Here is a 22,292-nt window from a genome sequence, read left to right as displayed (position 1 = left end):
GCCATCCGTCGCGCGGACCACGGCCGGGCGCGCCGCCGTCAGCCGTCCGGGCCCATGGCCGGTCGCGCCGCCGTCAGCCGCGCGGACGGTCGACCGGGCGCGCCGGTCATCAGCCGTGCGGGCCCGGTCATCAGCCGTGCGGGCCGCGGCCGGTCGTACCGCCCGGGCGTCCGTGGCCCCGTGCCGGGGTCGCCCGGGCTCCGGAGTCGTCAGCTCTGGGTGGCGCCCGCCGACACCGAGACGGACGAGGTCGCGGACTTGCAGCTCGGCTGCTCGGCCATCGCCTGGCCCACCTCGCCCTTCTCCAGCTCCTTCAGGGCGTTGCTGCCGGTCTTGCTGAGCTTCTCCAGCTCCGTGGCGACGCCCTCGAGCCCGTCGGCGAACTTCGCCTGGTCCTTCGTGTTCAGCGCGTCGGACTTCTTCTTCAGCTCGGCGTACGCGGTGGACAGCTGGTTCAGCTCGGCGACCGCGGCCTTCTGCTTCTTCTCGCCGTCGTCGACGTTCGGCGCCCCGGCCTGCTGGATGGCCGTCGCCATGGCCTTGTAGGCGTCGGAGATGTCCTGGAAGCCCTGGGAGTCGGCCTTCTGGACGTCGGCAGGCGCGCTGTCGTCCGAGGTCTCCTTCTGGATCGAGGCGTTGGCCGCCGCGATCTTCTTGATCTGCGGCTGTACGTCGTCGCAGACCTGCTTGGCCCAGGAGTTCAGCTTGTCGTTCGTCTCGTCGCCGCTGCTGCACCCGGACAGCGCCAGTGCCAGTACCGCACCGCCGGACAGTGCGGCCGCGAGCTTCTTGTTCACCGGATCGGTCCCTTCCATGGCTCTCGGCCCCGGAACATACACGGAGGACGGGAGCCACCTGTGTGCCGAGCCCCCTCTATCTATCATTTTGTAACCATTTGCACCAAGAGAGAGAAGGCTCACGGGTTGGCGCCGCACACAGCGGAGCGGGCGGGCGGCACATCAACACGTGCCGCCCGCCCGCCCTTTGAGCTGGGGTCTCGCCCCACCCTTCGTATGGCCGTCTACGAAACCACCGCGGGGTCCGCCGACTTGGCCAGCGGCTCGGAGTTGTCTTCGTCACCCACGGCGATCCCGCGCCGCTTGGAGACGTACACCGCGCCGACGATCACGGCGATCGAGAGGACGGCGATGGTGACGCGCAGCCCGACGCTCTTGTCGTCGCCGTAGCTGAACTGGACGACGGCGGGAGCGATGAGCAGCGCGACCAGGTTCATCACCTTCAGCAGCGGGTTGATCGCCGGGCCCGCGGTGTCCTTGAAGGGGTCGCCGACGGTGTCGCCGATCACGGTCGCGGCGTGGGCCTCGCTTCCCTTGCCGCCGTGGTGGCCGTCCTCGACGAGCTTCTTGGCGTTGTCCCACGCGCCACCGGAGTTGGCGAGGAACACCGCCATCAGCGTCCCGGTGCCGATCGCGCCCGCGAGATACGCGCCCAGCGCGCCGACCCCGAGCGTGAACCCGATCGCGATGGGCGCCATGACGGCGAGCAGCCCGGGCGTGGCGAGTTCCCTGAGGGCGTCCTTGGTGCAGATGTCGACAACCCTGCCGTACTCCGGCTTCTCGCTGTAGTCCATGATCCCGGGCTTCTCCCGGAACTGCCGCCGGACCTCGTAGACCACCGCGCCCGCGGACCGCGAGACCGCGTTGATCGCCAGCCCCGAGAAGAGGAAGACGACCGCGGCGCCCGCGATGAGCCCGACGAGGTTGTTGGGCTGCGAGATGTCCATCATCAGGTTCATGGGCGCGTCGGCGCCGGAGACTTTCTCGCCCACGTCGTTCGCCGCGGTGACGATCGCGTCCCGGTACGAGCCGAACAGCGCCGCCGCCGCGAGCACGGCCGTGGCGATGGCGATGCCCTTGGTGATGGCCTTGGTGGTGTTGCCGACGGCGTCCAGGTCGGTGAGCACCTGCGCGCCCGCGCCCTCGACGTCGCCGGACATCTCGGCGATGCCCTGCGCGTTGTCGGAGACGGGTCCGAAGGTGTCCATGGCGACGATGACGCCGACGGTGGTCAGCAGACCGGTGCCGGCGAGCGCCACCGCGAACAGCGCGAGCATGATCGACGTGCCGCCGAGCAGGAACGCCCCGTACACGCCGAGGCCGATCAGCAGGGCGGTGTAGACGGCCGATTCCAGACCGACGGAGATACCGGCGAGGACGACGGTGGCCGGGCCGGTGAGCGAGGTCTTGCCGATGTCCCGCACGGGACGCCGGGTGGTCTCGGTGAAGTAGCCGGTCAGCTGCTGGATCAGCGCGGCCAGCACGATGCCGATGGCCACCGCCACGAGCGCGAGGATCCGCGGGTCGCCGCCCTTGTCGAGGATCGACTGGTCGCTGACGCCCTCCAGGCCGGCGTACGTCGACGGCAGATAGGCGTAGACGGCGAGCGCGACCAGGGCCAGCGAGATCACCGCGGAGATGAAGAAGCCGCGGTTGATCGCCGACATACCGCTGCGGTCGGTCCGGCGTGGCGCCACCGCGAAGATGCCGACCATCGCGGTGAGGACGCCGATCGCGGGGACGATCAGCGGGAAGGCCAGTCCGGAGTCGCCGAAGGCCGCCTTGCCGAGGATCAGCGCGGCGACGAGCGTCACCGCGTACGACTCGAAGAGGTCGGCCGCCATGCCCGCGCAGTCGCCGACGTTGTCGCCCACGTTGTCGGCGATGGTCGCGGCATTGCGCGGGTCGTCCTCCGGAATGCCCTGCTCGACCTTGCCGACCAGGTCGGCGCCGACGTCGGCGGCCTTGGTGAAGATGCCGCCGCCGACCCTCATGAACATGGCGATGAGGGCGGCACCCAGGCCGAAACCTTCCAGCACCTTCGGCGCGTCGGCCGCGTACACCAGCACCACACAGGAGGCGCCCAGCAGACCGAGCCCCACCGTGAACATGCCGACGACGCCGCCCGTGCGAAATGCGATCTTCATCGCCTTGTGCGAAACCGTGGTGAGATCCTTTTCCGGTTCACCTTCCGCCGGTGTCGCCTCCCGGGCCGCCGCCGCGACGCGCACATTGCTGCGCACGGCGAGCCACATGCCGATATAACCCGTGGCCGCCGAGAACGCCGCGCCGATCAAGAAGAACACCGATCGGCCGGCGCGCTGATTCCAGTCGTCCGCGGGCAGCAGCATGAGCAGGAAGAACACGACGATGGCGAAAACGCCGAGCGTGCGCAACTGCCGGGCCAGATAGGCGTTCGCGCCTTCCTGTACGGCAGCCGCGATCTTCTTCATGCTGTCGGTGCCCTCGCCCGCCGCGAGCACCTGGCGCACCAGGACTCCGGCGACGACGAGCGCGGCCAGCGCCACGACTCCGATCACCATGACGATGATCCGGTTGTCGTCGGTCAGCACTGCGGCTGCGAAGTTCGTGGGGTGGTCAAACCGCTGAGGGGTAGAAAGCCCCGCCATTCGTCCTCCTTGACGCTTGGGCTGAGCTCAAGATGTGGACGGATTCTAGGGAGCGGACCCTGATCAAAACAGTGCACGGGAAACGGAATTAGCCTTCGCATGCCCATCAGCAAATGATCCGCACCCGGTCACATTACTCGAAAGAAGTAACACCTCAAAGGCATTGACGCTTGATCAAATTATCGCGCCATTGATCGTGAATTACTTCACGAATTCTGGTGTACCGATGAACGTTGATCAGAAGAAAAGGAAAGGGCCCTGCTCAGCAGGGCCCTTCGGGGTAATGCTTGAAGTTGCGAGGAGTCAGGTCAGCACCGCGGTGGGCGGCGTGGTCGGCCAGCTCATACGGATCAGTCCGCCGTTCTCCCCGGTGCTGACCTCCATGTCGTCGACGAGGCCGCTGATGACCGCGAGGCCCATGTCGTCCTCCTCGCTGTCCACCTCCGCCTCGCCCCCGGCACCCGACGCCTTGGCGCCGGGGACGGTGTGGGGCGCCTCGTCGCCGACCTCGATGGAGAACTGCTTCTCCTCCTCGATCAGCGACACATGCACCGGCGCCGAGACGCCACTGCTGCGATGCAGCCCCACGGCACGGGTGCACGCCTCGCCGACGGCCAACCTGACCTCGTCGAGGACGGCCTCGTCCACTCCGGCCCTGCGCGCCACCGCGGCCGCCACCAGTCGGGCGGTACGGACGTGCTCGGGCAGCGCGCTGAAGCGGAGTTCAACGGTGGCCATGCATCCCCCTCGGAACTACGGGCGTGCGGTCGAAGGGCCGGGCCCTCGGGCCCGGTCCCCTCACTTGACTTGTCTGTGGCGCTTCCGGGCACGAGGCCCGGAGGGACGTCATCAGTCGGTGGCCGCAACCGCTTCCTCGACCGAGGTGTGAATGGGGAACACCTTGGTCAGACCGGTGATGCGGAAGATCTTCAAAATGCGCTCCTGGTTGCAGACCAGGCGCAGCGAGCCCTCATGGGCCCGTACTCGCTTCAGGCCGCCCACCAGAACGCCGAGCCCGGTGGAGTCGAGGAAGTCGACGCCCTCCATGTCGACGACGAGGTGGAAACTCCCGTCGTTGACCAGCTCGACCAGCTGCTCACGCAGCTTGGGCGCGGTATAAACGTCGATTTCGCCACCGACCTCGACGACCGTACGATCGCCGACGGTACGGGTCGACAGGGACAGGTCCACGGATCCTCCAGCACCTTGCTATCGAGCGTTCGCCCCTCGGGACACCTCGGCTTGAAAGCCCCCGGGACGGTTCGCCAGCCGCGATGGCATTCAATCACTTACCGGCAGGCGTGCACGACGCCTTGGCTCCATTGTCCGTCACGTCGGTGACACACTCGGTGCCGATGGCCAAGAATCACCGATCCGATCGATCCTCGACGGACACCGCACCCAGCCCCTCGCCGGGCGAGGTCCTGGACCGGCTCGCCTCGGGACCGAGCCGGGCTTCGCGCATCACTCATACGGAGCATGTGCCCCCACGTGCGGGTCGCCATGCCGTCTGGCCGGACCGGATCCGCGCCGAGGTCATCGCCGCCGTCCAGCGCGCCGGAATCGAACATCCCTGGGCCCACCAGGCACGGGTCGCCGAGCACGCCCTCGACGGCGAGTCGGTGGTCGTCGCCACCGGCACCGCCTCCGGCAAGTCCCTGGCCTACCTCGTGCCGGTGCTGTCACGACTTCTGGACGGCTCCGAGGCCCCCAACGGCCGCGGGGCCACCACCCTGTATCTGGCCCCGACCAAGGCCCTCGCGGCGGACCAGTGCCGGTCGGTGAAGGAACTTTCACACCCTCTGGGCAATGCCGTACGCCCAGCCGTGTACGACGGCGACACCCCCGTCGAGGAACGCGAGTGGATCCGCCAGTACGCCAACTACGTCCTCACCAACCCCGACATGCTCCATCTGGGTATCCTCCCGTCCCACCCCCGCTGGTCCTCCTTCCTGCGCGCCCTCAAGTACGTCGTGATCGACGAGTGCCACACCTACCGCGGCGTCTTCGGCTCCCACGTCGCCCAGGTGCTGCGCCGCCTACGCCGTCTGTGCGCCCGCTACGGCGCCGATCCCGTCTTCCTTCTCGCCTCCGCCACCGCCGCCGAGCCCTCCGTCGCCGCAGGCCGCCTCACCGGCGTCCGGGTGACCGAGGTCGCCGACGACGCCTCGCCCCGCGGTGAACTGGTGTTCGCCCTCTGGGAGCCCCCGCTCACCGAGTTGCAGGGCGAGAAGGGTGCCCCCGTACGGCGTACCGCGACCGCCGAGACGGCCGACCTGCTGACCGACCTCACCGTCCAGGGCATCCGCTCGGTCGCCTTCGTGCGCTCCCGGCGCGGCGCGGAGCTGATCTCCGTGATCGCCCAGGAACGCCTCGCCGAGGTCGACCGCTCCCTGGCCCGGCGCGTGGCCGCCTACCGAGGCGGCTACCTCCCCGAGGAACGCCGCGCCCTGGAACGCGCCCTCCACTCCGGTGAGCTCCTCGGCCTCGCCGCCACCACCGCCCTGGAACTCGGCGTCGACATCTCCGGCCTCGACGCCGTCCTCATCGCCGGCTACCCGGGCACCCGCGCCTCCCTGTGGCAGCAGGCGGGCCGTGCCGGACGCTCCGGCCAGGGCGCCCTCGCCGTCCTAGTGGCCCGCGACGATCCGCTGGACACGTTCCTGGTCCACCATCCCGAGGCCCTGTTCGACCAACCGGTGGAGTCGACGGTCCTCGACCCCGACAACCCCTACGTCCTCGCCCCCCACCTGTGCGCGGCCGCCGCCGAGCTGCCCCTGACGGAGGAGGACTTCGCGCTGTTCGGCCCCGCCTGCGAGGAACTCCTGCCGCAGCTGGAGGCCGCCCAGCTGCTGCGCCGCCGCAGCAAGGCCTGGCACTGGACCCGCCGGGAACGGGCCGCCGACCTCGCCGACATCCGGGGCCAGGGCGGCCGCCCCGTCCAGGTCGTCGAGGCCGCCACCGGTCGCCTCCTCGGCACGGTCGACGCGGGCGCCGCCCACACCACCGTCCACGAGGGCGCGGTCCATCTGCACCAGGGCCGTACGTACCTGGTGCGCGAACTGGACCTCGACGACTCCGTCGCCCTGGTCGAACAGGCCGAGCCGCCCTATTCGACGGTCGCCCGTGACACGACCTCCATCTCCGTCCTGGAGACGGACACCGAGATCTCCTGGGGCGACGGCCGGCTCTGCTACGGCTCCGTCGAGGTCACCAACCAGGTCGTCTCCTTCCTGCGTCGTCGGCTCATCACCGGCGAGGTCCTCGGCGAGTCCAAACTCGATCTCCCTCCTCGTACGCTGCGCACCCGTGCCGTCTGGTGGACCGTCACCGAGGACCAGCTCGACGCGGCCCGCATCAATCCCGAGATCCTCGGCGGTGCCCTGCACGCCGCCGAGCACGCGTCGATCGGCATGCTGCCCCTCTTCGCCACCTGCGACCGCTGGGACATCGGCGGCGTCTCCGTGCCGCTCCACCCCGACACCCTGCTGCCGACGGTCTTCGTCTACGACGGCCACCCGGGCGGCGCGGGCTTCGCCGAGCGGGCCTTCCACACGGCCGCGTCCTGGCTCGACGCCACCCGCCAGGCCATCGCCGCGTGCGAATGCGACGCCGGGTGCCCGTCCTGCATCCAGTCCCCCAAGTGCGGCAACGGCAACGACCCCTTGCACAAGCGGGGAGCGGTACGCCTCCTCACGGAACTGCTGCGGGGGGCTCCGGGGGAGGGTGGGGCGACGTAGGGGGCGGGGCGGCCTGGGAGGGCTGAGCGACGTAGAAGGGCTGGGCAACGTAGAAGGGCTGGGTGGCGCAGGGAGGCGGGGCCGCTGTGGTCCCGGCTTCCCCGCGCCCTCGACGTCGCCCGTGCGGGCCCCTGGCCCGGTGCTGACATCGGCGGCCCCGCTCTCGCCCTGGCCTCGGCGGTCAGCAGGCCGGTGCCCGACGCCGCCGTGACGTCCGCGATCTCCCCCTCCACCTCGCAGCTCACGATCCGGCTTCCTTGCGCCCGTGCCACCCTGTCGGCCGTCGCGCAGGCGCCCTCACCGCCCTTCATCCAGTGGTCGGCGGCGGCCAGTGCCGCGAGATCGGCCGCGCCGGCCGCACGGTGCCGGATCACCACCACCTGCCCCATCGCGAGCACGGCTCCGAAGACGGCACACAGCACGACCAGCACACCGACGACCCAGACGGTCGCGGACCCTCTGTCCGAACGGGCGGTCGAGGACGCGGGCGGGCGGGCGTTCGGCGACATTCTCATCCGCTCTCCACCCCCACCGTCTCCTCCGCCAGGGCCACGGCCGTATGGCTCAGGTCCAGGCCCAGGCCGCCGGGGCCCGGGGAGCGGACCGAGACGACGACGCGGACGTAATCGCCGTCCCGGCCGACGCTGACCCGCGCCCCGTCGGGCGCCGCGCGCCGGGCCATGGCCGCGACCGCGCCCGGTGGGTCCTGGCGGGCCGCGGCGCGGGCCCCGACCCGCGCCGCGTCCACGCACTGGATCTGGGCGCAGGCCGCGAGCAGGGCCCACACGAGGGCCATCGCGAACAGCACCAGCACGGGCAGGGCCATGGCCGCCTCGGCCGTCACGAACCCCTGGTCGCCGCCCAGGGCCCTGCCACGCCGCCGTGGCTCACGCCCCGCCACTGAGGGCCCGCCCGACGATCTCCTGCAGCTCCGCCTGGACCTGCCCGCTGGTCACCACCTTGTAGAGCACCGCGGCGAAGGCCACCGCCGCGATGATGCCGACGGCGTACTCGGACGTCACCATTCCGGCGTCCCTCCGTGCCGCTCGCACCCGACGCATCAGGGCGCCCATCAGCCGGACCCGCATCGCATCCCGCACTGCCTTGTACATCTCAACCCCCGTGAGGTCTTGTTACGTTGCTCGTTCGGTTCGTAGTCGCTCGTTCGCAGATCACTGGTCTTGGACCGCCAGCCATCGGTCATCAGTCGCCGGGCTTGCTCCCAGCCCTCACCCCCCACCACCCCCTCCCAACAGCCCGTCCGCCAGGCCGATCACCACCGGCAGCACTCCCACCGCGATGAACGCGGGCAGGAAGCACAGGCCGACCGGTGCGGTGACCATCACGGCCGCTCGACGGGCCCGTTCCGTCGCGGCGCGGCCCCCGTCGGCGCGTGCCTCGGCGGCGAGGCGGGCGACCGGGGCGGCGGCCGGTACGCCGGTCTGGTCGGCCCGTTCCAGGAGGCGGGCCAGCGGACCGGCCCCAGGGAGGGCGGCCAACGCGCGCCACGCGTCCGCCGGTTCGCCCCCGAGGCGGGCCTCCGCCGCCCCTCTGGCCAGCCGCTCCCCCACCGGCCCGCCCAGGGCCTCACCAACGGCCCGGGCGGCCACGACGGGGCTTGCGCCGGCCGCGATGCAGGCGGCCAGCAGATCGGCGGCGAGGGGCAGTTGCCGGGCGGCCTCCGCCGCGTCGAACGCCTCCGTCGACGGGCCGTCCGCCCTCCGGGTCCGCCGTAGCCACTGCCAGACCCCCGTACCGGCAGCGAGCCCCAGCGCGAGCCCCGGGAGGCCCCCGATCAGCACCCACCCGGCGCACACCCCGCCGACGACCGGCAGCCAGCGCCGTACGGCGCCCCGCAGGGCGAGGGGCCGTCGGGGCGGAGCGGCGGCCAGGGCCAAGACCGCGTGCAGCCGGGCGAGCAGGCGCCGTCGGCGCCGTGCGGCGGCCAGCCACCGGGCCGGCCACCACAGGCCCACGAGGACGCACAGGGTCACCCCCAGCCTGTGGACGACTTCCTCGTTCATGCCGCCTCCGCTCCCCGTACGATCCGCAGCGCCCACCACAGGCCCGCGCCCTCCAGCACCACGCCGACCACCAGGCAGCCCAGCCCGGCCGCACTGTGCAGCACCACGTGCAGCGGGTCCGCGCCGAGGGCGGTGCCGAGCAGCAGGCCCAGCACCGGGAGCCCGGCGAGCATCACCGCCGTCGAGCGGGAGCCGGCCAACTGGGCGCGCAGGTCCGCCCGCTGGTCCCGCTCGGCGCGCAGGGCGCCCTCCAGGCGGTCGAGCCCGGCGGCGAGGCCCGCGCCCCGGTCGACGGCCACCCGCCAGCACGCGGCGAGCCCCAGCAGCCCGTCGGCGCCCGGTTGCCGCGCCGCGTCGGCGAGCGCGCCCGGCACGTCCCCGCCGAACCGGGCCGCCGCCAACACCACCGCCTGCGCGTCGCCGAGCCCGCCGGAGTCCCGTGCGGCCCGCAGCAACGCCTCTCCCGGCTGCCGTCCGGCCCGCACCTCCCCGGCGAGCGCCGCGCACAGCGCGACCACGGCTTCCCCGCGCCGCTCGCGGACCCGGCGCTCCTCCGCCGCCCGCCGCACCCGCCGCAGGAGCGGCACCCCGGCCGCCCCGGCGAGGACCGGCAGCACGGAGGCACCCAGCAGCGCGAGGAGCAGCCCCGCCACCGGCGCCCACCACTCGAACCCGAGCCGCCGCGCCCGGCCGAGGACCCTCTGCCAGGGCGGCGATCCGATCGCCCCGCCCCCGGCCAGCAGGGACCGGGCCCGTCGAGCGACGCCGTCCCGGCCGCCGCCCACCATCCAGGCCGCCGCCCCGGCACACACCAGGGCCACGCCCGTCGACGCCTCATCGACGCCCGTCACAGGACCCGCTCCCTTCCCGCAGTTCGCCCCGGAGCAGCCCCCGCAGCCGCTCCCAGCCCCGCTCGTGCACGAACGCCTCCGCGCCCCATCGCAGGGCGGGGACGGTGACGACCAGCCCCGACGCGTCGCGCTCCAGCACATGGACCTCGGCGATCCGGCGCCGCCCGTTCCGGTCCCGCACCAGGTGCAGGACCACCGAGAGCGCGGCCGCCAGTTGGCTGTGCAGCGCGGCCCGGTCGAGCCCTGCGGCCGTCCCGAGCGCCTCCAGCCGGGCCGGTACCTGTCCGGCCGCGTTGGCGTGGAGGGTGCCGCAACCGCCCTCGTGGCCCGTGTTCAAGGCGGCCAGCAGAGACACGACCTCAGGGCCGCGGACCTCGCCGACGACCAGCCGGTCGGGGCGCATCCGCAGTGCCTGCCGCACCAGGTCCTGGAGTTCGACGAGGCCGACGCCCTCCTGGTTGGCCGGTCTGCCCTCCAGCCGCACCACATGCGGATGGTCGGGCCGCAGTTCCGCCGAGTCCTCGGCGAGCACGATCCGCTCGCCGGGGTCGACCAGGCCGAGGAGCGCGCTCAGCAGGGTCGTCTTGCCGGTGCCCGTGCCGCCGCTGATGACGTACGACAGCCGGGAGCGGATCAGCGCTCGCAGCACCCGGTCGCCGCCCGGCGGCACCGTGCCCGCAGCCGCCAGTTCGGCGAGCGTGAACGCCCGTGGCCGGACGACCCGCAGGGACAGGCAGGTGGAGCCCACCGCCACCGGGGGCAGTACCGCGTGGAGACGGGTGCCGTCAGGGAGCCGTGCGTCGACCCACGGCCGGGCGTCGTCGAGGCGGCGTCCGGCGACGGCCGCCAGGCGCTGCGCGAGCCGCCGTACGGCAGCCGCGTCCGGGAAGGAGATCCCGGTCAGTTCCAGGCCGCCACCGCGGTCCACCCACACCCGGTCGGGCGCCGACACCAGCACGTCGGTGACCGACGGGTCGGCGAGCAGCGGCTCCAGAGGGCCACTCCCCACCAACTCCGACCGCAACCGCTCGGCTGCCCCGAGCACCTCGGCGTCCCCGAGCACCCGGCCGCGCTCGCGCAGCGCCTGCGCCACGCGGGCCGGCGTCGGCTCGGCCCCGCTCTCGACGAGCCACTGCCGCACACCGTCCAGAAGCCCTTCGTCGAGCACCCCGCTCACCGGCCCTCACCTCCGCTCCACGTCATCCCGCGCCCGAGCCGCCGGCCAGGGCCCTCGCACCGCCGTCCGGCGCCCCACATCGCGCGCCCGGCTCCCGCCGCTCCCCCGTTCACGCCGCTTCACTCCCCACGGCCACCCGCTCCCAGAAGCCCTCGCAGAAGCGGGCCAGCGGGCCGCGGGCGATGCCTCCTGGTGGTTTCGCGGCGTCGTGGAGGTCCGGCTCGGCGGGGACGTCGCCGACGAGTGGCAGGCCGAGGAGGCGGGCGATGTCCTGGTCGTCGAGGCCCGGCGCGTAGGGGCCCCGGACCGCCAGGCGCAGGTCACGCAGGACCATGCCGAAGGCTGAGGCGACCCGGGAGGCGGCCGCGACGGCACGCAGCTCGGCGGGGACCACCAGCAGGCCGATGTCGATCTGGGCGAGGGCCTCGGCGACGCCTTCGTCGATGCGGCGCGGCAGGTCGACGACGACCGCCCCGCCGCGCCGCCGGCCGGCGGCGAGGACCGCGCGCACGGCCTGGGGCGGGATGGCGACGGCGTCGCCCCGGTCCCAGCTGAGGACCCGTAGGGAGTGCAGTTCGGGAAGGGACTCCTCCAGGGCGCCGCCGCCGACCCTGCCTCGCGAGGCGGCGAACGCGGGCCAGCGCAGTCCCTCGGCGTTCTCCCCGCCGAGGAGCACGTCGAGCCCGCCGCCCAGCGGATCGGCGTCGACGAGGAGGGTGCGCCTGCCCTGCCGCGCCGAGGTCACGGCGAGCGCACAGGCCAGGGTGGACGCCCCGGCGCCGCCGCGCCCGCCGATCACGCCGACGGTGAGCGCGGGCCTGCCGACCCCTTCGGCGACGTCGGCGATGCGGTCGACGAGCCATTGCTCGCCGTCGGGCAGCATCAGCACGTGGTCGGCGCCGATCTGCACGGCACGCTGCCACACCCCGGAGTCGTCCTGGTCCTTCCCGATGAGCACGACCCCCCGTCGGCGGACGGCCCCGCGCAGTCGACGCGCCGCGTCGTCGCCGACGAGTACGAGCGGTGCCGCCTCCCAGCGGCCCCGGCCCTCCGGCACGCCGTGGTGGACCTCCGGTCTGGCGCCGGCGGCCGCGCACAGGCGCAGCAGGTCGTCCAGGAGGTCCACGTCCTCGGTGACGATCAGCGGCCTGCCCTGCCGTCCGTCGCCGGCCGGCCGCCGCTCGTCGGTGATGGCTCCCGCCATGATCTCCATCCCCCTTCGCCGCGTCCGGGACGGTGTGCGGGCCGCGCCTCGGCGCTCGTCGGCCCCGCCCGTGTCCTGGACGCCCGTGTTCAAGTCCTGTGTGAAGTGCCGGCCGTCGGCCGCCGAATGAGCGGTCGGCGAAAACCGGCCGCGACGCCCGAGAAACCGAACCGGCCAGGAACTCGCCGCCGTCGGACGCGCTGGAATCACGGTGCGGCGATCTCGGAAATCGTGTGGATCTTGGTCGAAAACTGTGGACGACCCGACCGTTGTGAATATCGCCGTCACCCGAACAGGGGAGGCCCGCACGACCCTCACAGCGCAGCACGACGGCTACACAACGTGACGATTCCTATGAGGGGGCAGAGAAATGCCCGCGAGGGCACAGGACGGCCTCACGGGCGGGAGAAGAGGAGGGAAAAGTATCCGGACATGCGACGACCCCCGCCGGGGGGGAGAGCGGGGGTCGTCCCCACGGCCGACTCGGGGGGGGGGAGGAGTCGGGCCGGGTTAGCACGGTCGCGAACGATCCGTGACTTCCATGGTGTACCCGAGAGCCTTCTCAGGCAAACCCACGCGCCCCACACTAGCCCGAATGGAGGGCGCATATGCTCAGCCCGTGGAAAACCACTCCTTGCCCCGCACAGCGGCCTTCTTTGACCTGGACAAGACGGTCATTGCGAAGTCGAGCACGCTCACGTTCAGCAAGTCGTTCTACCAAGGCGGCCTGATCAACCGCAGGGCGGCCCTGCGGACCGCGTACACCCAGTTCGTGTTCCTCGCGGGCGGCGCCGACCACGACCAGATGGAGCGGATGCGGAAGTACCTCTCCGCGCTGTGCCGGGGCTGGAACGTCCAACAAGTGAAGGACATAGTCGCCGAGACCCTTCACGATCTGATCGACCCGATCATCTACGACGAGGCCGCGTCCCTGATCGAGGAGCATCACACCGCCGGGCGGGACGTCGTGATCGTCTCCACGTCCGGCGCCGAGGTCGTCGAGCCGATCGGCGAGCTGCTCGGCGCGGACCGTGTGGTGGCGACCAGGATGGTCGTCGGCGACGACGGCTGCTTCACCGGCGAGGTGGAGTACTACGCGTACGGCCCGACCAAGGCCGAGGCGATCCGGGAGCTGGCCGAGTCGGAGGAGTACGACCTGGCGCACTGCTACGCGTACAGCGACTCGGCGACGGATCTGCCGATGCTGGAGGCCGTGGGGCACCCGCACGCGGTCAACCCGGACCGGACGCTCCGCAGGGAGGCCCTCGCGCGCGGGTGGCCGATTCTGGACTTCCACCGCCCGGTGCGACTGAAGCAGCGGTTCGCCGTCCGGCCCCGGCCCGCGCTCCTCGCGGCGGCGGCCATAGGGGCGGCGGCGGCCACCGCGGGGCTCGTCTGGTACGCGAGTCGGCGCCGGGTGGCGACCGCCTGACCGAGGCCGGATGACCAGGGCCGATTCACCCTCATTGAAGGCAAGAGTAAAGAAGCACAGCGAGGGGTTCCGCTTGCTCCGGTCCTGGAGTAGAAAGGATTCAAGGCCCGCGAGACCAAAGGACGTCCGAGAGGATCACCTTTAATAACTCATTTTGGCCCCACGGACCTAGCATGAACACTGGGCACCCACGCGACGTCGACCCGTCGATTACGGGCCAGCCGCACCAGGTGACGGGCACAAGTTCCCGACCTGATGGGCACATATCGAGGACGCTTGGTAACCCGGTGGACATGCCAGCGGCGGTACGAATTCTCGTACCGCCGCAACTTATTTCCGGCGGTTTCTACGCCGCTCCCCGCTGCAGCGCCTCACACACCGCCGTCGACTCGCGCGCACCCAGTTCGATGGCCCTGCCGCAGTGCGCGATCCAGGCGGCCATTCCCTCCGGGGTGCCGGAGACATAGCCGTCCAGCGCGGCGAGGTAGGCGGCGCGGCCGAGTTCCGCGTGACCGACCTCCGCCGGGCAGACCGACTTGGGGTCGAGGCCGCTGCCGATCAGGACGATCCGCTCGGCCGCGCGCGCGACGAGGCCGTTGTGGAAGCCGAAGGGCCGCACGGCGACCAGCTCACCGTGTACGACGGCGGCCGTGACCAGGGCGGGCGCCGCACTGCCCCGGATGATCAGCTCGGCGAGCCCGTCGAGGCGGCCGGAGACCTCCGCCGCGCTCGGCAACGGCAGCTCCACGAGGGGCTCGTCGACGGGTTCGCCGTCCTGACGGGGACGCCCCACGCGCGCGTGGTCCTCGCCGGCCGCCACCAGATGCAGCCGGGCCAGCACCCGCAGGGGTGACTGTCGCCAGATGGACAGCAGTTGGCCGGCCTCCGCGGTCAGCCGCAGCGCGGCGCCGACGGTGCGCGCCTCGTCATCGCCCCCCTGCCCGCTGAAGTCGCTGCGCCGTCGCACCTCTTCGAGCGCCCAGTCGGCGCCGGACAGCGCGGCCGAGCCGCGCGCGCCGCGCAGGGCGGCCTCGGAGGTGACCGCGTTGCTGCGCCGCCGCATGACTCGGTGGCCGTAGACCCGGTCCACGGCCTTGCGTACGGACTCCACGGACTCGGCCACGCCGGGAAGCTCGGCGAGGGCCGCGAGCGGATCGGCGGTCGCACCTGTCGTACTCATGAGTACGACCCTACGCGCCTCTGTCGCCAACCCCTCGAAGGAGTGGTCTTCCCTCAGGTCGACCCACCGTGGGCGATCATCCGACTACCGTTGGTGAACATGAAAATTGCTTTCGCCGGGAAGGGCGGGAGTGGCAAGACCACGCTGTCCTCCCTGTTCATCCGCCATCTCGCCGTGTCCGGGGCCCCGGTCGTCGCCATCGACGCGGACATCAACCAGCATCTGGGGGCCGCCCTGGGGCTGGACGAGTCGGAGGCCGCGGAGCTTCCGGCGATGGGCGAGCGGCTCTCGCTGATCAAGAACCATCTCCGCGGCTCCAACCCGCGGATCGCCTCTGCCGAGACGATGATCAAGACGACGCCGCCCGGCGAGGGCTCCCGGCTGGTGCGGATCTGCGACCCCAACCCGATCTACGACGCCTGCGCCCGGCCGGTGGAACTCGACGGCGGGGCCATCCGTTTGATGGTCACCGGCCCCTTCACCGACTCCGACCTGGGGGTCGCCTGCTACCACTCCAAGACGGGAGCGGTGGAGCTTTTCCTGAACCACCTGGTGGACGGCCCCGACGAGTACGTGGTGGTCGACATGACGGCCGGTTCGGACTCCTTCGCGTCCGGCATGTTCACCCGCTTCGACATGACGTTCCTCGTCGCCGAGCCGACCCGGAGGGGAGTCTCCGTCTACCGCCAGTACAAGGAGTACGCCAGCGACTACGGCGTCGCCCTTAAGGCCATCGGCAACAAGGTGCGGGGCGACGACGACCTCGACTTCCTCCGCGCCGAGATCGGGGACGACCTGCTGGTCACCGTCGGCCACTCGGACTGGGTGCGTGCCCTGGAGAAGGGCCGCCCGCCCCGCTTCGAGCACCTGGAGGAGCCCAACCGCCGCGCACTGCACACCCTGCGCAAGGCGGCGGACGCCACGTACGAGCTGCGCGACTGGGAGCGCTACACCCGTCAGATGGTGCACTTCCACCTGAAGAACGCGAGCGGGTGGGGCAATGAGCGGACCGGGGCCGACCTGGCGTCGCAGATCGACCCCGACTTCGTCCTCTGCGAGCAGCTCGCGGCCGCGGTCTGACCCACGACCCGCGACCGTCCGCTACTTCGACCGGTCCGCCCGGGCACCCGGGGCCCCCTTGGGAGCCGGCGCCGGTCCACCCGCCGTGAACGCACCCCAGCCCTCCTTCGGGGACTGGCCGACACCGAGGGTGCGCAACTTGTCCAGGACCTCCGGGTCCTGGGCGTCGAGCCAGTCGACCAACTGCCGGAAGGAGACGCAGCGCACGTCCGGCTTGCCGCAGACGGTCTTGATGGTCTCCTCGACGGCCCGCATATAGACGCCGCCGTTCCAGGACTCGAAGTGGTTGCCGATGATCAGGGGCGCGCGGTTGCCCGCGTAGGCGCGTTCGAAGCCCGCGAGCAGCCCGTCCCGGAACTGGTCGCCCCAGTACTGCCGCTTGGCCTCGGAGCCCGCACGGGCACCGGACTGGTTGACGTAGAAGTTGTAGTCCATGGTCAGCGTCTCGAAGGCGCGGCCGGGCATCGGGACCAGTTGCATCGACAGGTCCCACAGGCCGTCCTTCTTCTCGGGCCAGACCTGGTCCCTCACACCGCTGGTGTCGTAGCGGAAGCCCAGTTCGCGGGCGGCCCGCATGAAGTTGGTCTGGCCCTCCAGGCAGGGAGTGCGGGCGCCGATCAGCTCCCTGTCGTAGTCGAAGGGCAGCGGTTCGGCCTTGCCGGTGCCCGTGTTGGTCTTCCATGCCTTCACGAACGACTTGGCCTGGGCGATCTCGCTCTTCCAGTCCTCGACCGACCATTCGCCGACCCCACCGCCCTTGCCGCAGAAGTGGCCGTTGAAGTGGGTGCCGATCTCGTTGCCCTCCAGCCAGGCCCCGCGCAGCTGCTCCACGGTGTCCTTGATCCCGCGGACATCGTTGAAGCCGATGTCGGAGCGGCCCGGCGAGTGCTGCGGCGGACGGTAGAGGTCCCGCTTCTCCTCCGGGAGCATGTACACGCCGCTCAGGAAGTAGGTCATGGTCGCGTTGTTGGCGCGGGCCACCTCGCGGAAGTGTGAGAAGAGGCGCTGGCTGTCCTCGCCGGCGCCGTCCCAGGAGAAGACCACGAACTGCGGGGGCTTCTGACCGGGCTTCAACCGTTCGGGTCTGGGCAGATGCGGCTGCGTGCCGGTGTACGCGGTGGACCCGTCGCCGATGAGCCGCACCGCGGCCTTGGGCGGGGCGGGAGCGCCCCCCTCCACTCGAGGCGCCGCCTCCTTGCCACCGCGCGCGCCCTGCATGCCTTCCTTCCCGGTGTTGTTCGCGCCGGCCGAACCGGCGGCGCCCGTGTCGCCGGAGCCACAGCCGGCGAGCGCCGCGGCGCAGGTCGCGGCGAGTGCCACGCCGACGGCGATCCTCTGGGTGACGGCCATCTTCCGCCCACCTTCTTCCTTTGCTCAGGGGCAGAGGGGCCAAGATCACACAGAGTGTCGACCAAATTAATATGACAAGCCGAAGAAATGCCTGATTCATACTCTTGGGTGATCTGATAACCCATTTGCCTTGAATGTCCTTGCATGACCTTTACTCTGCATTACGATTCATTTACTGAGCGTTGAGAAATCCCGCCGCTGTACGCCGTGACCCACGGCCGCGACCTCCCCCCGCCCCGAGCGGGGGGACCACCTGTTCCGCGACCGCGCAGCCCCGGAGGAGACGGGAGAACATGTCCGCCTGCGTCCCCACCCACGCCCCCGACTCCAGCCCCCATCGGGCGGAGTCCGAGCACCAACCGCACAGCCCGCCCGAGGGACCCCGCCGGTTCCGCGTCGCGGGCGCCGATGTGTCCGCGTCCATCGCGGTCTTCCTGATCGCCCTCCCCCTGTCCCTGGGCATCGCCCTGGCCACCGGCGCCCCCCTCCAGGCCGGCCTCGTCGCCGCCGCCGTCGGGGGTATCGTCGCCGGACGCCTCGGCGGCTCACCACTCCAGGTCAGCGGCCCGGCCGCCGGTCTGACCGTCGTCACCGCCGACCTCATCCACCAGTACGGCTGGCGCACCACCTGCGCCATCACCGTGCTCGCCGGACTCTCCCAACTGGGCCTGGCTCAGCTGCGCGTGGCCCGCTCGGCGCTCGCCGTGAGCCCCGCGATCGTGCACGGCATGCTCGCCGGCATCGGAGTCACCATCGCCGTCGCCCAGTTGCACATCGTGCTCGGCGGCACCCCGCAGAGCGCCGTCCTCGACAACGTCGGCGCGCTCCCTACCCAGTTGGCGCACCTGCATCCCGCCGCCGTCTCCATGAGCGCGCTCACCCTCGCCCTGCTGTTCGCCTGGCCCCGGCTCCCCGGCCCCGTCGGCCGGCGGCTGCGCAGCGTCCCCGCCGCCCTCGTCGCCGTCGCGGGCGCCACGGCGGCCGCCGCGCTCGCCGGGCTCAGCCTGCCCAAGGTCGAACTGCCGTCCTGGCGCAGCCACGCCCTGGCCGGGCTGCCCGAAGGCCCCGCGCTCGGCCTGGTCGCCGCCGTCCTCACCACGACCCTGGTGTGCAGCGTGCAGTCGCTGCTCGGTGCCGTCGCCATGGACAAACTGGCGGCGGGCCGGACCGACGTACGGCGCTCGGACCTCGACCGCGAGCTGCGCGGTCAGGGCGCGGCCAACGTCATCTCCGGAGCCCTCGGGGGCCTGCCCATCGCCGGCGTCGCCGTCCGCAGCACGGCCAACGTCCGCGCCGGCGCCGTCAGCCGGAACTCCACGATGCTGCACGGCGTCTGGGTGGTGGCGGCCGCGCTGTTCCTGGTCCCCGCCCTGGAGCTGATCCCCCTCGCGTCGCTCGCCGCGCTGGTCATGGCCGTCGGGCTCCAGATGGTGTCCCTGCACCACATCCGCACGGTCACCCGCCACCGAGAGGTGCTCGTCTACGCGGCCACGACCCTCGGGGTCGTCCTCCTCGGGGTGCTGGAAGGCGTCGCCATCGGCATCGCCGTGGCCGTCGGCGTGGCCCTGCACCGCCTCACCCGCACCCGCATCACCCACGAGGAGAAGGACGGGGTCCACCACGTCCATGTCCGGGGGCAGTTGACGTTCCTCGCCGTGCCCCGGCTCAGCCGTGCCCTGCACCAAGTCCCGCAGGGTGCCGAGACGGTGGTGGAGCTGGACGGGTCGTTCATGGACCACGCGGCGTACGAGTCCCTCCAGGACTGGCAGCACGCCCACCGCGCGCGCGGAGGCTCCGTGGAGATCACCGGACGCGCCGGGACCCGGATCGCCGAACCCGCGGGCAGCTCCGCGGCCGGCTGCCGCTGCCGCCCCTGGACGGCATGGCGCAACCACCAGTGCGCGGCCCCGGCACCCGCCCCCGCCGGCAGCCCGGCCGAGGAGTCGGCCGAAGGGCCGAGCAACCATCAACTGGCCCGCGGGATCAGCGCCTTCCAGACCAACACCGCTCCCCTGGTGCGCCGCGAGCTGGCGCGACTCGCCCGGGAGGGCCAGCAGCCCTCGCAGCTCTTCCTCACCTGCGCCGACTCCCGGCTCGTCACCTCGATGATCACGTCCAGCGGCCCCGGCGACCTCTTCGTCGTACGCAATGTCGGCAATCTGGTGCCCATGCCGGGCGAGGAGAGCGCCGACGACTCGGTGGCGGCAGCCATCGAGTACGCGGTGGAGGTGCTGAAGGTGCGGTCCATCACCGTGTGCGGGCACTCCGGCTGCGGTGCGATGCAGGCCCTGCTCACCACCGACCTCCGCGCCTCCCAGACCCCCCTCAGACGATGGCTGCGGCACGGTCTGCCCAGCCTGGAGCGGGCCACCGACAAGAACCGGCCGTGGGCGCGTATCGCCGGACGCGAGCCTGCCGACGCGGTCGAGCAGCTGTGCCTGACCAACGTGATCCAGCAGTTGACGCATCTGCGGGCGCACGAGTGCGTCGAGCGCGCCCTGCGCGAGGGCACCCTCGAACTGCACGGGATGTACTTCCACGTGGGCGAGGCCCAGGCCTACCTGCTCACGGAGGACGCCCCGGACAGCGGCGTCTTCGACCGAGTGGCCGGAACGACGGGAGAGGCCGGGTCGAAGGGGACGGTTCTGCACGACACGCGCGTCTGAACCGTTTCTCCCGCCGGTCCGTGACAACGGGTGGCCCCACGTGCGTGGGGCCACCCGCCCACAGGTCTAAACCAATCCCGGGAAGGCCCTTGTCATGGGTGGTCCGGGTCTGATGAGCTGTGGCCTGGGACACAACGGTCGCCCGACAAAGCACCGCAAGGGAGATGTCGTGAGCAACGAAAGCCTGGCCAACCTCTTGAAGGAGGAGCGACGCTTCGCGCCGCCCGGTGACCTGGCGGCGGACGCCAACGTCACGTCAGAGGCGTACGACCAGGCCAAGGCTGACAGGCTCGGTTTCTGGGCGGCTCAGGCCCGGCGGCTGACCTGGGCCAAGGAGCCGACCGAGACCCTGGACTGGTCGAACCCGCCGTTCGCCAAGTGGTTCCAGGACGGCGAGCTCAACGTCGCCTACAACTGCGTCGACCGCCATGTCGAGGCCGGCCACGGCGACCGGGTCGCCATCCACTTCGAGGGCGAGCCCGGGGACAGCCGGGCCATCACCTACGCCGAGCTCAAGGACGAGGTGAGCAAGGCGGCGAACGCCCTGCTGGAGCTGGGCGTCCAGGCCGGTGACCGGGTCGCCGTCTACATGCCGATGATCCCCGAGACCGCCGTGGCGATGCTCGCGTGCGCCCGCGTCGGCGCCGCGCACTCCGTCGTCTTCGGCGGCTTCTCCGCGGACGCCCTCGCGACCCGCATCCAGGACGCCGACGCCAAGGTCGTCATCACCGCCGACGGCGGCTACCGGCGTGGCAAGCCCTCCGCGCTCAAGCCGGCCGTGGACGACGCGGTCGCCAAGGCGGGCACCATCGAGCACGTCCTCGTCGTCCGCCGCACCGGCCAGGACGTCGCCTGGACCGACGGCCGCGACGTGTGGTGGCACGACATCGTCGACCGGCAGTCCGCCGAGCACACCCCGCAGGCGTTCGGGGCCGAGCACCCGCTGTTCATCCTGTACACGTCGGGCACCACCGGTAAGCCGAAGGGCATCCTGCACACCTCCGGCGGCTACCTCACCCAGACGGCGTACACCCACCACGCCGTCTTCGACCTCAAGCCGGAGACGGACGTGTACTGGTGCACGGCCGACGTCGGCTGGGTCACCGGCCACTCGTACATCGTCTACGGACCGCTGGCGAACGGCGCGACCCAGGTCATGTACGAGGGCACGCCCGACACCCCGCACCAGGGGCGCTTCTGGGAGATCGTGCAGAAGTACGGCGTGACGATCCTGTACACGGCGCCCACGGCCATCCGTACGTTCATGAAGTGGGGCGACGACATCCCCGCGAAGTTCGACCTCGGCAGCCTGCGCGTTCTGGGCTCGGTGGGCGAACCGATCAACCCCGAGGCGTGGATCTGGTACCGCAAGCACATCGGTGCGGACCGGACGCCCATCGTGGACACCTGGTGGCAGACCGAGACCGGCGCGATGATGATCTCCCCGCTGCCGGGCGTCACCGAGACCAAGCCGGGCTCCGCGCAGCGGCCGCTGCCGGGCATCGCCGCGACCGTCGTCGACGACGAGGCGAACGAGGTGCCCAACGGCGGTGGCGGCTATCTGGTGCTCACCGAGCCGTGGCCGTCGATGCTGCGCACCATCTGGGGCGACGACCAGCGGTTCCTCGACACGTACTGGTCGCGGTTCGAGGGCAAGTACTTCGCCGGTGACGGGGCGAAGAAGGACGACGACGGGGACATCTGGCTCCTCGGCCGCGTCGACGACGTCATGCTGGTCTCCGGCCACAACATCTCCACCACCGAGGTGGAGTCCGCGCTCGTCTCGCACCCGTCCGTCGCGGAGGCGGCCGTCGTCGGCGCCGCCGACGAGACCACCGGGCAGGCCATCGTCGCCTTCGTCATCCTGCGCGGCACGGCGGCCGAGACCGAGACCCTGGTCGGCGAGCTGCGCGACCACGTCGGCGCGACCCTCGGCCCGATCGCCAAGCCCAAGCGGATCCTGCCGGTGGCGGAGCTGCCGAAGACCCGCTCCGGCAAGATCATGCGGCGCCTGCTGCGTGACGTGGCGGAGAACCGTCAGCTCGGTGACGTCACCACGCTGACGGACTCCACGGTCATGGACCTCATCCAGACCAAGCTGCCGGCGGCGCCGAGCGAGGACTGAGATCACGTTCATAGAGGGCTGAACCCGCGTAGGGGC

At 71.6% G+C, this 22,292-nt stretch carries 17 protein-coding genes and 1 pseudogene; 5 read left to right on the top strand and 13 right to left on the bottom strand.

What is annotated here, in order from left to right:
* Positions 1 to 209: 209 nt before the first annotated feature.
* The 4 genes from M8J73_RS27675 to bldG form a co-directional block, all read right to left on the bottom strand.
* Entirely contained in the window at positions 210 to 815 is a 606-nt protein-coding gene (locus tag M8J73_RS27675) for a hypothetical protein (protein WP_055537611.1), read from the bottom strand.
* A 206-nt stretch (positions 816 to 1,021) separates the two neighbouring features.
* The gene (locus M8J73_RS27670) at positions 1,022 to 3,427 is read right to left on the bottom strand and encodes a sodium-translocating pyrophosphatase (protein ID WP_055537610.1); all 2,406 of its coding nucleotides are present in this window, start codon (positions 3,425 to 3,427) and stop codon (positions 1,022 to 1,024) included.
* Between the two features lie 303 nt (positions 3,428 to 3,730).
* Positions 3,731 to 4,165: an ATP-binding protein gene (locus M8J73_RS27665; protein ID WP_055537609.1), complete on the bottom strand. Its 435-nt coding sequence runs from the start codon at positions 4,163 to 4,165 to the stop codon at positions 3,731 to 3,733.
* Between the two features lie 111 nt (positions 4,166 to 4,276).
* Positions 4,277 to 4,618: an anti-sigma factor antagonist BldG gene (gene bldG / locus M8J73_RS27660; RefSeq protein WP_003975386.1), complete on the bottom strand. Its 342-nt coding sequence runs from the start codon at positions 4,616 to 4,618 to the stop codon at positions 4,277 to 4,279.
* An 83-nt stretch (positions 4,619 to 4,701) separates the two neighbouring features.
* On the opposite strand from bldG, the gene sftH reads away from it, so the two are divergent.
* Entirely contained in the window at positions 4,702 to 7,167 is a 2,466-nt protein-coding gene (gene sftH, locus M8J73_RS27655; protein ID WP_249829214.1) for a DEAD/DEAH box helicase, read from the top strand.
* A gap of 122 nt (positions 7,168 to 7,289) precedes the next feature.
* Here the strand turns inward: sftH and M8J73_RS27650 are convergent.
* From M8J73_RS27650 to ssd, 7 genes and pseudogenes are all read right to left on the bottom strand, one after another.
* Positions 7,290 to 7,682 (bottom strand): annotated as a pseudogene (locus M8J73_RS27650) (Rv3654c family TadE-like protein); the annotation flags it as partial.
* Entirely contained in the window at positions 7,679 to 8,068 is a 390-nt protein-coding gene (locus M8J73_RS27645; RefSeq protein ID WP_055543313.1) for a TadE family type IV pilus minor pilin, read from the bottom strand. The pseudogene M8J73_RS27650 and the gene M8J73_RS27645, both read right to left, overlap by 4 nt.
* Positions 8,055 to 8,279, bottom strand: coding sequence for a DUF4244 domain-containing protein (locus M8J73_RS27640; RefSeq protein ID WP_055543312.1), 225 nt, complete (start codon positions 8,277 to 8,279; stop codon positions 8,055 to 8,057). Before M8J73_RS27640 ends, M8J73_RS27645 begins: the two co-directional genes overlap by 14 nt.
* 117 nt (positions 8,280 to 8,396) lie before the next feature.
* Complete coding sequence (locus M8J73_RS27635; RefSeq protein WP_249829213.1) at positions 8,397 to 9,191, bottom strand: type II secretion system F family protein; 795 nt, start codon at positions 9,189 to 9,191, stop codon at positions 8,397 to 8,399.
* Positions 9,188 to 9,979, bottom strand: coding sequence for a type II secretion system F family protein (locus M8J73_RS27630; protein WP_249829215.1), 792 nt, complete (start codon positions 9,977 to 9,979; stop codon positions 9,188 to 9,190). The genes M8J73_RS27635 and M8J73_RS27630 overlap by 4 nt, the downstream gene beginning before the upstream one ends.
* 46 nt (positions 9,980 to 10,025) lie before the next feature.
* The gene (locus tag M8J73_RS27625) at positions 10,026 to 11,219 is read right to left on the bottom strand and encodes a TadA family conjugal transfer-associated ATPase (protein ID WP_055542370.1); all 1,194 of its coding nucleotides are present in this window, start codon (positions 11,217 to 11,219) and stop codon (positions 10,026 to 10,028) included.
* A gap of 109 nt (positions 11,220 to 11,328) precedes the next feature.
* The gene (ssd, locus tag M8J73_RS27620) at positions 11,329 to 12,423 is read right to left on the bottom strand and encodes a septum site-determining protein Ssd (protein ID WP_055542372.1); all 1,095 of its coding nucleotides are present in this window, start codon (positions 12,421 to 12,423) and stop codon (positions 11,329 to 11,331) included.
* 595 nt (positions 12,424 to 13,018) lie between these two features.
* On the opposite strand from ssd, the gene M8J73_RS27615 reads away from it, so the two are divergent.
* Positions 13,019 to 13,855 carry an HAD family hydrolase gene (locus tag M8J73_RS27615; RefSeq protein ID WP_249829212.1) on the top strand — a complete coding sequence of 279 codons (837 nt, stop codon included), beginning with the start codon at positions 13,019 to 13,021 and terminating at the stop codon, positions 13,853 to 13,855.
* A 346-nt stretch (positions 13,856 to 14,201) separates the two neighbouring features.
* On the opposite strand, the gene M8J73_RS27610 is transcribed toward M8J73_RS27615, so the two are convergent.
* Positions 14,202 to 15,035: a Fic family protein gene (locus M8J73_RS27610; protein ID WP_055540527.1), complete on the bottom strand. Its 834-nt coding sequence runs from the start codon at positions 15,033 to 15,035 to the stop codon at positions 14,202 to 14,204.
* Positions 15,036 to 15,134: 99 nt separating this feature from the next.
* On the opposite strand from M8J73_RS27610, the gene M8J73_RS27605 reads away from it, so the two are divergent.
* Positions 15,135 to 16,115: an ATP-binding protein gene (locus tag M8J73_RS27605; protein ID WP_055540528.1), complete on the top strand. Its 981-nt coding sequence runs from the start codon at positions 15,135 to 15,137 to the stop codon at positions 16,113 to 16,115.
* Positions 16,116 to 16,136: 21 nt separating this feature from the next.
* Here M8J73_RS27605 and M8J73_RS27600 read toward each other — a convergent pair whose 3' ends face one another.
* Complete coding sequence (locus M8J73_RS27600; protein ID WP_249829211.1) at positions 16,137 to 17,465, bottom strand: polysaccharide deacetylase family protein; 1,329 nt, start codon at positions 17,463 to 17,465, stop codon at positions 16,137 to 16,139.
* Between the two features lie 293 nt (positions 17,466 to 17,758).
* Here M8J73_RS27600 and M8J73_RS27595 point away from each other — a divergent pair, with 293 nt between their 5' ends.
* Together M8J73_RS27595 and acs are read left to right on the top strand one after the other, a co-directional pair.
* A complete protein-coding gene (locus M8J73_RS27595) occupies positions 17,759 to 20,131 on the top strand; it encodes a SulP family inorganic anion transporter (RefSeq protein WP_249829210.1) in 2,373 nt (790 codons plus the stop codon).
* A gap of 169 nt (positions 20,132 to 20,300) precedes the next feature.
* On the top strand, positions 20,301 to 22,256 hold the full coding sequence (gene acs, locus M8J73_RS27590) for an acetate--CoA ligase (RefSeq protein ID WP_055541182.1): 1,956 nt from the start codon (positions 20,301 to 20,303) through the stop codon (positions 22,254 to 22,256).
* Positions 22,257 to 22,292 lie beyond the last annotated feature (36 nt).

The organism is Streptomyces neyagawaensis (genome assembly GCF_023516595.1).
Classification (GTDB): Bacteria; Actinomycetota; Actinomycetes; order Streptomycetales; family Streptomycetaceae; genus Streptomyces; species Streptomyces neyagawaensis.
Note: the sequence above shows the minus strand (reverse complement) of the source record. Positions and strands in the feature narration are given on the sequence as shown.